At 65.1% G+C, this 14,479-nt stretch carries 14 protein-coding genes; 11 read left to right on the forward strand and 3 right to left on the reverse strand.

The window, feature by feature from the left end:
- Nucleotides 1-21: 21 nt before the first annotated feature.
- The 7 genes from AC3WUT_RS16440 (at nucleotide 22) to AC3WUT_RS16470 (ending at nucleotide 7,545) form a co-directional block, all read left to right on the forward strand.
- The gene (locus tag AC3WUT_RS16440) at nucleotides 22-1,842 is read left to right on the forward strand and encodes an ABCB family ABC transporter ATP-binding protein/permease (protein WP_492348154.1); all 1,821 of its coding nucleotides are present in this window, start codon (nucleotides 22-24) and stop codon (nucleotides 1,840-1,842) included.
- A gap of 54 nt (nucleotides 1,843-1,896) precedes the next feature.
- On the forward strand, nucleotides 1,897-2,838 hold the full coding sequence (locus AC3WUT_RS16445) for a 2-hydroxyacid dehydrogenase (RefSeq protein ID WP_492348155.1): 942 nt from the start codon (nucleotides 1,897-1,899) through the stop codon (nucleotides 2,836-2,838).
- A 35-nt stretch (nucleotides 2,839-2,873) separates the two neighbouring features.
- Nucleotides 2,874-3,836, forward strand: coding sequence for a LysR substrate-binding domain-containing protein (locus tag AC3WUT_RS16450; protein WP_492348156.1), 963 nt, complete (start codon nucleotides 2,874-2,876; stop codon nucleotides 3,834-3,836).
- A 505-nt stretch (nucleotides 3,837-4,341) separates the two neighbouring features.
- On the forward strand, nucleotides 4,342-5,241 hold the full coding sequence (locus tag AC3WUT_RS16455; RefSeq protein ID WP_492348157.1) for a transporter substrate-binding domain-containing protein: 900 nt from the start codon (nucleotides 4,342-4,344) through the stop codon (nucleotides 5,239-5,241).
- 149 nt (nucleotides 5,242-5,390) lie between these two features.
- A complete protein-coding gene (locus AC3WUT_RS16460) occupies nucleotides 5,391-6,116 on the forward strand; it encodes an amino acid ABC transporter permease (protein WP_492348158.1) in 726 nt (241 codons plus the stop codon).
- A complete protein-coding gene (locus AC3WUT_RS16465) occupies nucleotides 6,116-6,781 on the forward strand; it encodes an amino acid ABC transporter permease (protein ID WP_492348159.1) in 666 nt (221 codons plus the stop codon). Before AC3WUT_RS16460 ends, AC3WUT_RS16465 begins: the two co-directional genes overlap by 1 nt.
- Nucleotides 6,782-6,807: 26 nt before the next feature.
- Nucleotides 6,808-7,545: an amino acid ABC transporter ATP-binding protein gene (locus tag AC3WUT_RS16470; protein WP_492348160.1), complete on the forward strand. Its 738-nt coding sequence runs from the start codon at nucleotides 6,808-6,810 to the stop codon at nucleotides 7,543-7,545.
- 100 nt (nucleotides 7,546-7,645) lie between these two features.
- Here the strand turns inward: AC3WUT_RS16470 and AC3WUT_RS16475 are convergent, their stop codons facing one another.
- The 3 genes from AC3WUT_RS16475 to AC3WUT_RS16485 form a co-directional block, all read right to left on the reverse strand.
- A complete protein-coding gene (locus AC3WUT_RS16475; RefSeq protein WP_492348161.1) occupies nucleotides 7,646-8,695 on the reverse strand; it encodes a DctP family TRAP transporter solute-binding subunit in 1,050 nt (349 codons plus the stop codon).
- Between the two features lie 68 nt (nucleotides 8,696-8,763).
- Nucleotides 8,764-10,062 carry a TRAP transporter large permease gene (locus AC3WUT_RS16480; protein WP_492348162.1) on the reverse strand — a complete coding sequence of 433 codons (1,299 nt, stop codon included), beginning with the start codon at nucleotides 10,060-10,062 and terminating at the stop codon, nucleotides 8,764-8,766.
- Nucleotides 10,059-10,613 carry a TRAP transporter small permease gene (locus AC3WUT_RS16485; protein ID WP_492348163.1) on the reverse strand — a complete coding sequence of 185 codons (555 nt, stop codon included), beginning with the start codon at nucleotides 10,611-10,613 and terminating at the stop codon, nucleotides 10,059-10,061. The genes AC3WUT_RS16480 and AC3WUT_RS16485 overlap by 4 nt, the downstream gene beginning before the upstream one ends.
- 466 nt (nucleotides 10,614-11,079) lie before the next feature.
- Here AC3WUT_RS16485 and rnk point away from each other — a divergent pair, with 466 nt between their 5' ends.
- From rnk to htpX, 4 genes are all read left to right on the forward strand, one after another.
- A complete protein-coding gene (gene rnk, locus AC3WUT_RS16490; RefSeq protein ID WP_492348164.1) occupies nucleotides 11,080-11,520 on the forward strand; it encodes a nucleoside diphosphate kinase regulator in 441 nt (146 codons plus the stop codon).
- Between the two features lie 61 nt (nucleotides 11,521-11,581).
- Nucleotides 11,582-12,613, forward strand: coding sequence for a dihydroorotase (gene pyrC / locus AC3WUT_RS16495; protein WP_492348165.1), 1,032 nt, complete (start codon nucleotides 11,582-11,584; stop codon nucleotides 12,611-12,613).
- Nucleotides 12,598-13,398 carry a DUF3025 domain-containing protein gene (locus AC3WUT_RS16500; RefSeq protein WP_492348166.1) on the forward strand — a complete coding sequence of 267 codons (801 nt, stop codon included), beginning with the start codon at nucleotides 12,598-12,600 and terminating at the stop codon, nucleotides 13,396-13,398. Before pyrC ends, AC3WUT_RS16500 begins: the two co-directional genes overlap by 16 nt.
- Before the next feature lie 203 nt (nucleotides 13,399-13,601).
- Nucleotides 13,602-14,471 carry a protease HtpX gene (gene htpX / locus AC3WUT_RS16505; RefSeq protein ID WP_031254624.1) on the forward strand — a complete coding sequence of 290 codons (870 nt, stop codon included), beginning with the start codon at nucleotides 13,602-13,604 and terminating at the stop codon, nucleotides 14,469-14,471.
- Nucleotides 14,472-14,479 lie beyond the last annotated feature (8 nt).

Here is a 14,479-nt window from a genome sequence, read left to right on the forward strand (position 1 = left end):
ACAAGCTTGGAATTGTCCCCTATGCGCCGCTCTGGCGAATCCTCACCCCCTGCGTCCATCCCTCAAGGTGACCGTTCACCCTCCCGCGACTGGCAGACGCTGGCACGGCTTTTCCCCTACCTGTGGCAGTACAAATGGCGTGTGCTGGCCGCACTGGGCTTCATGGTGGGGGCGAAGCTGGCCAATGTGGGTGTGCCGGTGCTGCTCAAGTCGCTGGTGGACGCGATGTCGTTCAAGCCGGGCGATCCGCAGGCTGTGCTGGTGGTGCCGGCCGCCTTGCTGCTGGCCTACGGGGGCTTGCGCTTGTCGACCTCGCTGTTCACCGAGCTGCGCGAGCTGGTGTTTGCCAAGGCCACCCAAGGGGCGGCGCGCAGCATCGCGCTGCAGACCTTCGAACACCTGCATGCGCTGAGCCTTCGTTTTCACCTGGAGCGCCAGACCGGCGGCATGACGCGCGACATCGAGCGCGGCGTGCGCGGCATCGAGTCGCTGATCTCGTACTCGCTCTACAGCATCGTGCCCACGCTGATCGAGGTGACCCTGGTGCTGTCCATCCTGGCCGTCAAGTTTGATGTCTGGTTTGCCTGGATCACCCTGGCTGCGCTGGCCTTCTACATTGTGTTCACGGTCAAGGTCACCGAGTGGCGCACCCAGTACCGGCGCCAGGCCAACGAGTTCGATTCGGCGGCCCACACCCGGGCCGTGGATTCGCTGCTCAATTACGAGACCGTCAAGTACTTCAACAACGAGACCTTCGAGGCCCGGCGCTACGACGAAAGCCTGGAGCGCCTGCGCCGTGCCCGGCTGAAGGCTCAGACCACGCTGTCCATGCTCAACACCGGGCAGCAGCTGATCATTGCGGTCGGCCTCGTGGCCATGCTGTGGCGGGCCACCCAGGGCGTGGTCGATGGCCGCATGACGCTGGGCGACCTGGTGATGGTCAACGCCTTCATGATCCAGCTCTATGTGCCCTTGAATTTTCTGGGCGTGATCTACCGTGAGATCAAACAGAGCCTGACCGATCTCGACAAGATGTTCACCCTGATGGAGCGCGAGCGCGAGGTGGCCGATGCGCCGGGCGCCACGCCGCTGCAGCCTGGCGAGGCGCCCGAGCTGCGTTTTGAGAACGTTCACTTCGCCTACGACCCCCAGGGCGGACGCTCGATTTTGCAAGGCGTGAGCTTTGTCGTGCCGGCTGGCAAGACCGTTGCGGTGGTGGGCCCTTCGGGCTCGGGCAAGTCGACCCTGGCGCGGCTGCTGTATCGCTTTTATGACGTGCAGCAGGGCCGCATCACGATTGGTGGGCTCGATGTCCGCGCCGTGACCCAGGCCAGCGTGCGTCAGGCCATCGGCATCGTGCCGCAGGACACCGTGCTGTTCAACGACACCGTGGCCTACAACATCGCCTATGGCCGCCCCGGCAGCAGCCAGGCCGAGGTGGAGGCGGCCGCCCGCGCGGCCCGCATCCACGACTTCATTGCCGCATCGCCAGCGGGCTACCAGACCCTGGTGGGCGAGCGTGGCCTGAAGCTTTCGGGCGGCGAGAAGCAGCGGGTGGCGATTGCGCGCACGCTGTTGAAAAACCCGCCCATCCTGATCTTTGACGAGGCCACCTCGGCGCTGGATTCGGCCAACGAGCGCGCCATCCAGGCCGAGTTGAGCTCGGTGGCCCGCAACAAGACTTCGCTGGTGATCGCACACCGGCTCTCCACGGTGGTCGATGCGCACGAGATCCTGGTGATGGAGGGCGGCCGCATCATCGAGCGCGGAGCCCATGCAGATTTGCTGGCCCAGCAGGGCCGCTACGCCCGCATGTGGGCGCTGCAGCAAAGCGGTGAGTGACCCGCACCCGGCGCCGATTTGAGTTTTCATTCCTTTGTTTTTTGAGTTCATGCCATGAATCCGACCAAGCCCTTGTTGTTGGCCCTTCACTTCTTGTCTGAAGAGCACCGAGCCCAGATGGGCGAGCTGCTGCAGGTGATCTACGCCCCCAGCCCGGCCGAGCGCGCCGCCGCCGTGGCTGAGCACGGTGCGCAGGTGCAGGTGGTGCTGACCGTGGGCGCGGTCGGTCTGACCGCCACCGAGATGGACCGCATGCCGCAATTGCAACTGATCTGTGCCCTCGGCGCGGGCTACGAGATGGTCGACGTCGCCCATGCGCGCCAGCGTGGGGTGGTGGTGGCCAATGGCGCCGGCACCAATGACGACTGCGTGGCCGACCACGCCCTGGGCCTGCTGCTGGCCGCCGTGCGCGGCATCCCGCGCCTGGATGCGCTGACCCGCCAAGGGGTCTGGCGCGAGGCCATCCCCCTGCCACCCAATGTGTCGGGGCGTCGCCTGGGCCTGCTGGGCCTGGGCACCATCGGGCGCAAGATCGCGCGCCGGGCCGAGGGTTTTGACATCGAGGTGGGCTACCACAACCGCAGCCCGCGCGAGGGTGTGAGCTACCGTTACTTCGACCAGTTGCAGGCCTTGGCCGACTGGGCCGACTTCCTGGTGGTGGCCACCCCGGGCGGCCCTGCCACCCGGCACCTGGTGAACGGGCCTGTGCTGGACGCGCTGGGCCCCCGCGGCGTGCTGGTCAACATCGCGCGCGGCAGTGTGGTCGACACCGCTGCGCTGGCGCAGGCCCTGCGGGAGGGCCGCCTGGGCGCGGCCGGCCTGGATGTGTACGAAAGCGAGCCCCAGCCCCCGGCCGAACTGATCGACCTGCCCAATGTGGTGCTCACGCCCCATGTGGCCGGCTGGTCGCCCGAAGCCGTGCAGCGCTCGGTGAACCAATTCCTGGCCAACGTCAAGGGGCATTATTCCGGGCAAGGCGTGGTGGCGCCGGTCTGATCACGGTGCTCTGGGGCGGCTCATAATCGCCCCCCATGGAAACCAAATGGCTTGAAGACTTTGTCAGCCTGGCCGAGACCCGCAGTTTCAGCCGGTCGGCCCAATTGCGGCACGTGACCCAGCCGGCGTTCTCGCGCCGCATCCAGGCGCTGGAGGCCTGGGCCGGGGCAGATCTGGTGGATCGCAGCTCCTATCCCACGCGCCTGACACCGGCCGGCGAAACGCTGTATGCGCAGTCGCTGGAGATGCTGCAGTCGCTGCAGACCACCCGCGCCATGCTGCGCGGCCACACCAGCGCGGGCAAGGACGTGGTCGAGTTTGCGGTGCCGCACACGTTGGCCTTCACCTTCTTCCCGACCTGGGTGACCACCCTGCGTGAGAAATTCGGGCCACTCAAGAGCCGCCTGATTGCCCTCAACGTGCACGACGCGGTGCTGCGGCTGGTCGAGGGCAGTTGCGATCTGCTGATCGCCTACTACCATCCCTCGCAGCCCTTTCAGATCGATCCCGATCGCTACGACATGGTGAGCCTGGGCGAGGAGGTGTTGGCCCCCTACGTGAAGCCCGATGCCGATGGCCGCCCCATGTACCTGCTGCCGGGCCGCCCCGGCCAGCTCTTGCCCTACCTGGGGTATGCCCCCGACGCCTACCTGGGGCGCATGGTCGAGCTGATGCTCAAACAGTCGGGCACCGCCATCCACCTGGACCGCGTGTACGAGACCGACATGGCCGAAGGCCTCAAGGCCATGGCGCTGGAAGGTCATGGCGTGGCGTTTCTGCCCTACAGCGCGGTGCGCAAGGACCTGCGGGCGCGGCGCCTGGTCAGTGCCTTGCCGCCCGACGCCCCGCCGCTGCAGATCACCATGGAGTTGCGTGCCTACCGCGAACGGCCCTCCGCCCAGGCGGCCGGACGCGAGGCGCCCAAGGACCGTGCCGAAGCCCTTTGGCGCTATCTGGTGGCCAACACGGTGCGTCCAGATGAATCGGCCGCAAGATGATCGGGCGCCTCATGCTTTTTTTGCATGAGGGCCATTTAATCCGGCATTGGCCTTGGGTCTGGCGCTTCTCTACAGTCTGGGCCCACCAACCTGCCGCCTGTCCAAGACACAGGCGTGACAGGTTCTTAGAACAACAGGACCATCACCATGCGTCACGGTGCCGAGACAAGCCACTTCTTCTTTCATGCAAACCATTCATCTGGATACCGGTGCGGCCCGCGCTGCGATGGCCTGAATGGTCTACTTTTCCCCTGATTTGTCCTGATCCCTCGCATTGGGCGTCTGCCCTGGCACAAAGGCTGCTTGCCTGGATCATCCCCATGCCCAGTCCTGTCATTGAGTTGGCGGGCTTGCATGGCGGGATGGGTAGCGCAACCCGGAGTGGCCAGGAAATGAGTCCTTCAGTGCATTTTTTGCATGCTGGGACGCCGGGTATTCCCTGGGTGCTGGTTCCCTAAAATTTACCCTTCCCTTAATCTCATCGTTCCCATTCCTAGGAGATTCCATGAAGAAACATTTGCTCGCTTTTGCAGTCGCCGCCCTGGCGACGGGCAGCGTCCTGGCCCAAGCCAATGACACGTTGGCCAAGGTCAAGGCGTCGGGCGCCATCACCATGGGTGTGCGCGATTCCTCGGGTGCACTGTCCTACACGCTGGGTGATGGCAAGTACGTGGGCTACCACGTCGAGCTGTGCCAGCGCATCGTCGGCAACGTCGAAAAGGCCGTGGGCAAGAAGCTCGAAGTGAAGTACGTCTCGGTCACTTCGCAAAACCGCATCCCGCTGGTGCAGAACGGCACCGTGGACATCGAGTGCGGCTCGACCACCAACAACGTGGCCCGCCAGAAGGACGTGTCGTTCCTGGACACCGCCTACGTCGAAGAAGTGCGCATCGCGGTCAAGGCGGCTTCGGGCATCACCGGCATCGCCCAGCTCAATGGCAAGAACGTGGCGACCACCACAGGCACCACTTCCGTGCAATTGCTGCGCAAGCATGAGCGCGCCACCGGCGTCGACTTCAAGGAAGTCTTCGGCAAGGACCACGCCGACAGCTTCCTGCTGCTCGAATCGGGCCGCGCCGATGCCTTCGTGATGGATGCGCAGATCCTGGCGGGCAACATCGCCACCTCCAAGAGCCCGGCCGACTACAAGATCGTGGGCGAAGTGCTGAACGTCGAGCCCATCGGCATCATGGTGCGCAAGGACGACCCGGCCTTCAAGAAGATCGGCGACGACACCATCAAGGATCTGGCCAAGTCGGGTGAGCTGGCCAAGCTGTACGACAAGTGGTTCGTGCAACCCATCCCGCCGAAGAACACCCGCGTGGGCCTGCCGGCCAGCGAGGCCACCAAGGCCGCCTGGGCCAACCCCAACGACAAGCCCGCCGAAGACTACGCCAAGAAGTGATGGCGTTTTGCGGCGTCCGCCTGCCCCCTGGGTGAGCTGACGCCCGCCCCGGCTGGGCCTCTGCCTGGCAGCCTGGTGGCTGCCATGGCCGATGTGGGCCTGGCCGGTTCCCTGTTTTCAATTTTCAAACTGGAGAAGCCTGTATGGCCATGAACTGGCAATGGGAAGTCTTCCTGCAAGACCCCGGCGGGGCTTACCCGACCTACTGGCAATGGATGCTGTCGGCCTGGGGCTGGACCGTGTCTGTGGCCTTGCTGGCCCTGGCAGTGGCCCTGATCCTGGGGTCGGTGATCGGCACCATCCGCACCCTGCCGGACAGCCCCTGGCTCACCCGACTCGGCAATGCCTGGGTTGAGCTGTTTCGCAATATTCCGCTGCTGGTCCAGATCTTCCTCTGGTACCACGTGATCCCTGCATTTGTGCCGGCCCTCAAAGAGGTGCCGAGCTTCATCCTGGTGGTGCTGGCCCTGGGCATCTTCACCTCGGCGCGGATCGCCGAGCAGGTGCGTGCCGGCATCCAGGCCCTGCCGCGCGGTCAGCGCTATGCCGGCATGGCCTTGGGCTTCACCACGCCGCAGTACTACCGCTATGTGATCTTGCCGATGGCGTTTCGCATCATCATCCCGCCGCTCACCAGCGAGACCATGAACATCTTCAAGAACTCGTCGGTGGCCTTTGCCGTCTCGGTGTCTGAGCTGACCATGTTCGCCATGCAGGCGCAGGAAGAGACCTCGCGCGGCATCGAGGTCTACATCGCCGTGACCGGCCTGTACGTGATCTCGGCCTTTGTGATCAACCGGCTCATGGCCTTCATCGAAAAGCGTTCGCGAGTCCCCGGCTTCATTGTCCAGGGCGGCACCGGAGGGGGACACTGATGAATTTCGATCTCTCGTTCTACAGTTGGGACCTCATCAGCAAGTTCGTCGCCAAGGGCTTCTACTTCAGCATCCTGCTGACCGTGGTGTCCACCATTGGCGGCGTGATCTTTGGCACGGTGCTGGCGCTGATGCGCCTGTCAGGCAAGAAGGTGCTGGATGTACCGGCCACCATCTATGTCAACGGCATGCGCAGCATTCCGCTGGTCATGGTCATCCTGTGGGTGTTCCTGCTGGCGCCGTTTGCCATCGGGCGCCCCATCGGGGCCGAGGTGTCGGCCACCATCACCTTCATCGCCTTCGAGGCGGCCTACTTCAGCGAGATCATGCGCGCCGGCATCCAGTCGATCCCGCGCGGGCAAGTCTTTGCTGGGCAGGCACTGGGCATGACCTATGGCCAGAACATGAAGCTGGTGATCCTGCCGCAGGCCTTCCGCAACATGCTGCCGGTGCTGCTGACCCAGACCATCATCCTGTTCCAGGACACCTCGCTGGTGTATGCCATCGGCGCCTACGACATGCTCAAGGGCTTCGAGACCGCGGGCAAGAACTACGGCCGTCCGATCGAGGCCTACGTGCTCGCCGCCGTGGTCTATTTCGTGATCTGCTTTGCCCTGTCCACGCTGGTCAAGCACCTGCACAAGAAGATTGCCATCATCCGCTGACGCGGCATTGAGAGTGAGAAATTTCCATGATTGAACTCAAGAACGTTTCCAAGTGGTATGGCAGCTTTCAGGTGCTGAACGACTGCTCCACCAGCATCAACAAAGGCGAAGTGGTGGTGGTGTGCGGGCCCTCGGGCTCGGGCAAGTCCACCTTGATCAAGACCATCAACGCGCTCGAACCCTTCCAGAAGGGCGAGATCTACGTCAATGGCACGGCGGTGCATGACCCCAAGACCGACTTGCCCAAGCTGCGCAGCAAGGTGGGCATGGTGTTCCAGCATTTCGAGCTGTTCCCGCACCTGTCGGTGACCGAGAACCTGACCATCGCCCAGGTCAAGGTGCTGGGCCGCAGCCCTGACGAAGCGAAGAAGCAGGGGCTGAAGTACCTGGAGCGCGTGGGCCTGATCGCCCACAAGGACAAGTTTCCCGGTCAGCTCTCGGGCGGCCAGCAGCAGCGTGTGGCGATTGCCCGTGCTCTGTCGATGGACCCGATCGTGATGCTGTTTGACGAACCCACCTCGGCGCTCGACCCCGAGATGGTGGGCGAGGTGCTCGATGTGATGGTGGGCCTGGCCAAGGAAGGCATGACCATGATGGTGGTCACGCACGAAATGGGCTTTGCGCGCAAGGTCAGCAACCGCGTGATCTTCATGGACGTGGGTGGCAAGATCCTCGAGGACTGCTCCAAGGACGATTTCTTCAACAAGCCCGACGAACGCCAGCCCCGCACCAAGGACTTCCTCAACAAGATCCTGCAGCACTGAGGCCGGCTGCGCTGCGAGCGCTCCAAAAAGAAAGCCCCGCCGGGATTCCGGGCGGGGCTTTTTGTATGGGCCCGCGGCCTTGCAGGCCGCAGGCCTGAGATCACTTCCGCGCCGCGATGGCCTTCTCGGCCTGGGTCACCAGATCGGCGCCGACGGTGTTCTTCCATTTGTCGTACACCGGGCGGGTGGCCTTCACAAAAGCCTCGCGCTCGGCCGCGCTGAGTTGCACCACGTTCACGCCGTGGCCCGCGATTTCCTTGAGCAGCGGCTTGTCGGCCTCGACCAGGCCCTTGCGGGCCAGGGCGGTTTCTTCTTTGCCGGCATCCAGCGCGGCCTGGCGAACGATCTCACGGTCGGCCGGGGTCCAGGAGTTCCAGATGTCCTTGTTGACCACGAACACCAGCGGGTCGCAGATGTAGCCCCACATCGTCACGTACTTCTGGCCCACGGTGTGCAGCTTCGCGGCCGTGAAGATCGAGATCGGGTTTTCCTGACCATCCACTGCACCGCTGGCGAGTGCGGGCTGGGCATCGGCCCAGCTCATCTGGGTGGGGTTGGCGCCCAGGGCGCTGAAGGTGTCCAGGAACAGGGGCGAGCCCACCACGCGGATCTTCAGGCCCTTGAGGTCTTCGGGCTTCTTGATCGGCAGCTTGGAGGTCGAGATCTCGCGGTAGCCGTTCTCGCCCCAGGCCAGGGGCATCACGCCAGCCTGATCCAGCACCTTGAACAGGTTCTTGCCGACATCGCCCTGGGTCAGCGAGTCCACGGCAGCGTAGTCGGGCATCAGGAAGGGCAGCGAAAACAGGTTGAGCTGCTTGACCTGGGGCGACCAGTTGATGGTCGAGCCCACGGCCATGTCGATCACGCCCTGGCGCAGGGCGCTGAATTCACGTGTCTGATCGCCCTGGATCAGCGACACACCCGGGTACAGCTTGATGTTGATGCGACCCTGGGTGCGTTCACGCACCTTGTTGGCCCAGATCTCGCCGCCCTTGCCCCAGGGGAAGGCCGGGCCCAGCACCAGGGACATCCGGTACTCGGACTTGTAGTTCTGCGCCGAGGCCGTGCCCGGCAGCGCCGCCAGGGCCACGCTGCCCACGGCCAGCGCCAGCAAAGTGCGCTTGAAAGTCTGGAAAGTGTTTTTCGTCATGAAGGTCTCCTTGGGTCGAATCGAATGGGACAGATCTGAATCGGTATGAACGAGCGGGTGGGCGGCTTTCAATAGCCCATCTGCCTCGGCAGCCACAGGGCCAGCTCGGGGAAGGCAATCACCAGCACCATGATGAGGAACATCGAGAACAGCATCCAGCCCACCCATTGCACGGTCTCTTCCATGCGCACCTTGGCAATGCGGCAGGACACCATCAGGTTGACCGCCAGCGGCGGGGTGAACTGACCCAGTGCCACCTTCAGCGTCAGGATGACGCCAAACCACACCGGGTCCCATTTGTAGTACTGCACGATGGGCAGGAGCAGGGGCACGAAGATCAGGAAGATCGACACCCCGTCCAGGAACATGCCCACCGTGATCAGCAGCAGAATCAGCAGCGCCAGCACGCCATATTCGCCCAAGCCCGAGTTCACGATGGCCCGGGTCACGGGGTCGATGATGCCCAGGGTGGACAGCGAGTAGGCAAAGATGCCGGCCAGCGACACCACGATCAGGATCACCGCCGACAGCTCGCCCGACTCGCGCAGGATCACGAACAGGTCGCGGAAGCGGATCGTGCGGTGGATGAACATGCCCACGAACAAGCCGTAGAACACGGCCACCACGGCGGCCTCGGTCGGCGTGAACCAGCCGGCGCGCATGCCGCCCAGGATCAGCACCGGGGCCGCCAGACCCCACACCGCTTCGCGCAGGCTCTTCCAGAAAGCGGGGCGGGGCAGGCTCGATTCGAGGGCGCCCATCTTGTGTTTGCGTGCCATCCACACGGCGGGCACGATCAGCGCCAGGCCGGCCAGCACACCGGGCACCATGCCGGCGGCGAACAGGGCCGGCACCGAGGCCCCGGGCACCAGCACCGAATACACGATGAAAGCAACGGAGGGCGGGATCAGGATGTCGGTGGCCGCCGCGGCACCCACCACGCTGGCCGAGAAGCTGGCAGGGTAGCCGGCGCGCGACATGGCCGCGATCATCACGCCGCCCACGGCGGCGGCATTGGCCGGGCCCGAGCCCGAGATGCCACCCAGGAACATGGCCACGGCAATCGCCACCAGGGGCAGCATGCCGGGGCCGCGCCCCACGATGGCCACGGCGAAATTGACCAGCCGCAGGGCCACGCCCGAGCGGTCGAAGATCGAGCCCACCAGCACAAACATGGGGATCGCCAGCAGCGGGTACTTGCCCAGGCCGGCATAGAAGTTCTGCGGCACGGCCAGCAGGCCAAACCATTGGGCGTCCAGGTTGGCGGCAGCGATGGCGGCCGTACCGGCCAGGCCCAGCGAGGCCCCGATGGGCACGCCGGCCAGCATCATGGCCAGGAAGGCGATGAACAACAGGGTGGCAATCATGGTTGGGCCTCCACCTCGGCCACGGCACCGCGCAGGCGGCGCAGGAACAGGCCGAAGGCCCGCAGGCTGATGGCCGCCGAGATGATCGGCATCCAGATCGAATACCACCATTGCGGCACCCCGATGCCGGGTGAGGTTTCGCCGAAGCGGTAGTCGTCCCACACCACGCGCACGCTCAACACGGCGATCGCGCCGAACAGCAGGGCCACCATCAGGGCTCCAAAGCAGGCCAGGCCGCGCCGGCGCGCCATCGAGCCGCTGTCCGAGAAATACTCGATGCGGATGTGGCGGTCGCGCGCCACCGCAGCCGAGCCGGCCACCAGGGCCAACACAATCATCAGGAAAACCGAGAACTCCTCGGTCCAGGCAAACGAGGAGTTGGTGAAATAGCGCACCAGCACATTGGCAAAGGTGATCAGGGCCAGGGCCGCCATGATCAGCACGGTCAGCCAGTCTTCGATGGCCAGGGGCACGCGCGTGGGTTCGTCGGCTTCTGGTTCAGGCAGGTTGGCGGGGTCAAGCTCGGGCGGCTTGGCTGGAGAAGAGGACATGTTGGGCAACAGGGTTGGCAAAAGAACGCAGGAACGCGGCACGCGGATGGCGCGCAGCAGAGGGCCGGTTCGCTGCAGGGCCCGGATAACAGCCTCGGCGACGACCGCGGGCCATGGTAGCGGTGAATCCACCAGGCGCGCATCGGTATTATCGTCTTACCATTTGTAGCGTCTTGTGCCCGTTGGCACCCCGGTGACCCCGGGTTCATTCCACGCCATTTACAGGTTGAAACACTGGAGCGGCCTTCCGCTTCTAAGATGCTTGTTCATGAATCCAATCCGACTTCACCCCTTGCGCCGCGGCGTCCTCGCCGCAGACCCCCGAGCCCGGTGATTCGTTCGTTCGTTTTGGCTGAATCGCCGGGCCCTCAGTGCGGCCTGGCCTTGAAGCCCAGCCGCCAGCCACCGAGCCGGCCGGTCCACGCCGGTGACTCTCTGTCTGAATTCTTGCCTGAGCGAACTGACCATGGATTCCAAACCTTTTGCCCCCCACCCCTCGCCAGCGGCCGAACACCGCGTGTTGACCGAACTCGACGAGGTGCGCCTGCGTCGCCTGCGTGAGCGCCAACCCCTGCCCGAACCCCTGGCCAGCGCCCTGGCCACCGTGCTTGACGAGTCAGACGTCGTGCCATCGCGCGACATCCCGCGCGGTGTCGTGACCATGCAGTCGCGTGTCACGGTGAAACCTGTCGACGGGGGGCCGCTGCGCCACATCACGCTGGCCTACCCCGCCGAGGCCCGGCCTGAAAAAGGGCAGTTGTCAGTGCTGTCGCCCGTGGGGCTGGCCCTGCTGGGCTGGCCGGTGGGCCAGCAGGTGCAGTGGCAGACCCCCGATGGGCGCGAGGCCTGCTGGGTCATCGTGTCGATCGAATACCAGCCCGAGGCGGCCGGGCATTTCACGGTCTAAGAGCCCAGGCAGGGCTCTGGTGCGGGGCGCCCCTGGCCCAGGAGTGCGAAAATCCCCGCCCATGACCGACCTCCTCAAGATCACCCGCCCCGACGACTGGCACCTTCATGTGCGCGATGGCGACGCGCTGAACACCGTGGTGCCACACACGGCCGCCCAGTTCGGGCGCGCCATCATCATGCCCAACCTCAAGCCCCCGGTGACCACGGCCGAGCAGGCGCTGGCCTACCGTGACCGCATCCGCGCCGCCGTGCCGGCCGGCTTGAACTTCGAGCCGCTGATGACGCTGTACCTCACCGACAAGCTGCCGCCCGAGGAGATCGTGCGTGCCAAGGCCGCCGGTGTCGTGGCCTGCAAGCTCTACCCCGCCGGGGCGACCACCAACAGCGACGCGGGCGTGACCGACCTGCGCAAGATCTACCCCACGCTGGAGGCCATGCAGCGCGAGGGCCTGCTGTTGCTGGTGCATGGCGAGGTCACCTCGTCCGACATTGACCTGTTCGACCGCGAAGCCGTGTTCATCGAGACCCAGCTGATCCCGCTGCGCCGCGACTTCCCCGAGCTCAAGATCGTGTTCGAGCACATCACCACCCGCGAAGCCGCTCAGTATGTGCAGGAGGCGGACCGTTTCACCGGCGCCACCATCACCGCCCACCACCTGCTGTACAACCGCAACGCCATCTTCACGGGCGGCATCCGCCCGCACTACTACTGCCTGCCCGTGCTCAAGCGTGAAACCCACCGCCAGGCCCTGGTGGACGTGGCCACCGGTGGCAACCCCCGCTTCTTCCTGGGCACCGACAGCGCACCGCATCCGGCCCACCTGAAGGAGCACGCCACAGGCTGTGCCGGCTGCTACACGGCGCACGCCGCCATCGAGCTGTACGCCGAGGCTTTTGACCGCGTGGGCCGGCTGGATCAGCTGGAGGCCTTCGCCAGCTTCAATGGGGCCGACTTTTACGGCCTGCCGCGCAACACCGGCCACATCACCTTGAAGCGCGAAAGCTGGACCCCGCCCGAAAGCTTCACTTTCGGCCAGGCCGAACTCAAACCGCTGCGCGCTGGCGAAGCCCTGCCTTGGCGCCTGGTCTGATCGACATCGACTGGGCCGCCCCCTGGCTGGCCCCCTGGCGCGCTGTGGGCGAGCCGCTGGCCGCCTCAGTGCTGGCCGGGGCTTCGGTGGCCGGTGCGCTCAACCAGGCCGCCCTGGCGGCCGGGCTGGCGTGCCGCTTCCAGCCGCAGACCCAGGCCGCCGGTGCCGCCGCCTATGAGCAGGGCATCCACGATCAAGGCCTGGTGCCGACCCGCGACAACCTTCACGACTTTTTCAACGGCCTGGGTTGGTTGCATTGGCCCCAGGCCAAACAGCGGCTCAACGACCTGCATGTCCGTGAGCTGGTCCAACCGACCCGGGGCCCGGCCGACAGCCGCTCCCTGCGCGGGCCGGTGCGAGACGCCCTGACGTTGCTGGATGAGAACGGCGCGCTCTTGCAGGCCCCCGATCCCCTGTGGCAGGCCCTGCAGGAGCGCCGCTGGGTCGATCTGTTCGGCCCCTTGCGACCCCTCTGGGGGCAGGCCCGCCTGTTGTTGTTCGGCCACGCCCTGTTGGAGCAACTGGTGCGACCCTACAAGGCCGTCACGGCCCATGTCTGGCACGTGCCGGGCGACTGTGACGGACAGGCTGCCGCCCTGGACGCCTGGCTGGCGACCGATCTGACACCTGCCAAGCTGGCCACCAAGCCCTTTGTGCCCTTGCCGGTGCTGGGCGTGCCGGGCTGGTGGGCGGCGAACCAAAGCCCCGACTTCTACCTCGACAGCCAGGTTTTCAGGCCCTTGCGCCCGACGGTCGAGCGGCGCCTGCCCGTCGCCGCGGCCTGACCCGGGCGACGGTGCCCCCGGCCGGATGCGGCCCTTCCCGGCTGTCCGGAACTTTTCCCACTAAGATCCCTCTTCGGAACAAGGCCTGCGCAGGCCTGCAAAAGCATTCGATAACAAAGCACATTGCGCATGGGCCTGGGGGTTGGCGGCCATCGAGTCGCCCCCACCTCAAGACCTGACCGACAACCCTAGATGGAGCTTTGATGAAACGTATTCTTTTGCTGGTGCTCACCAACGTGGCCGTGGTCGTGGTGCTGGGCATCGTGGCCAGCCTGCTGGGCGTGAACCGCTACCTCACGGCCAATGGCCTCAACCTGGGTGCGCTGCTGGGCTTTGCCCTGATCATGGGCTTTGGCGGCGCCTTCATCTCGCTGCTGATCAGCAAGCCCATGGCCAAATGGACGTCGGGTGTGCGCGTGATCAACCAGCCCCAGTCGCCTGACGAGGCCTGGATCGTCGACACCGTGCGCCGCTTTGCCGACAAGGCCGGTATCGCCATGCCCGAGGTGGGCATCTACGAAGGCGAGGCGAACGCCTTTGCCACCGGTGCCTTCAAGAATTCGGCGCTGGTGGCCGTGTCCACCGGGTTGTTGCAAGGCATGACGCGTGAAGAGGTCGAGGCCGTGATCGGCCACGAGATTGCCCACGTGGCCAATGGCGACATGGTCACCATGACCCTGATCCAGGGCGTGATGAACACCTTTGTGGTGTTCCTGTCGCGCGTCATCGGCTACGCCGTCGACAGCTTTTTGCGCAAGGGCGACGACGAACGATCGGGCCCGGGCATCGGCTACATGATCACCACGATCGTGCTCGACATCCTGCTGGGCTTCCTGGCCTCGATGATCGTGGCCTGGTTCTCGCGCCAGCGCGAGTTCCGTGCCGATGCCGGCGCAGCCCAGTTGATGGGTCGCAAGCAGCCCATGGTGCATGCCCTGGCGCGCCTGGGTGGCATGGTGCCCGGCGAGCTGCCCAAGAGCGTGGCCGCAATGGGCATCACCGGCAGCCTGGGCAAGCTGTTTTCCACCCACCCGCCGATCGAAGAGCGCATTGCGCGCCTGCAGGCCAGCTGATCCTTCTG

The sequence above is a fragment of the Curvibacter sp. EU05-FHT14A10 genome (genome assembly GCF_058791075.1).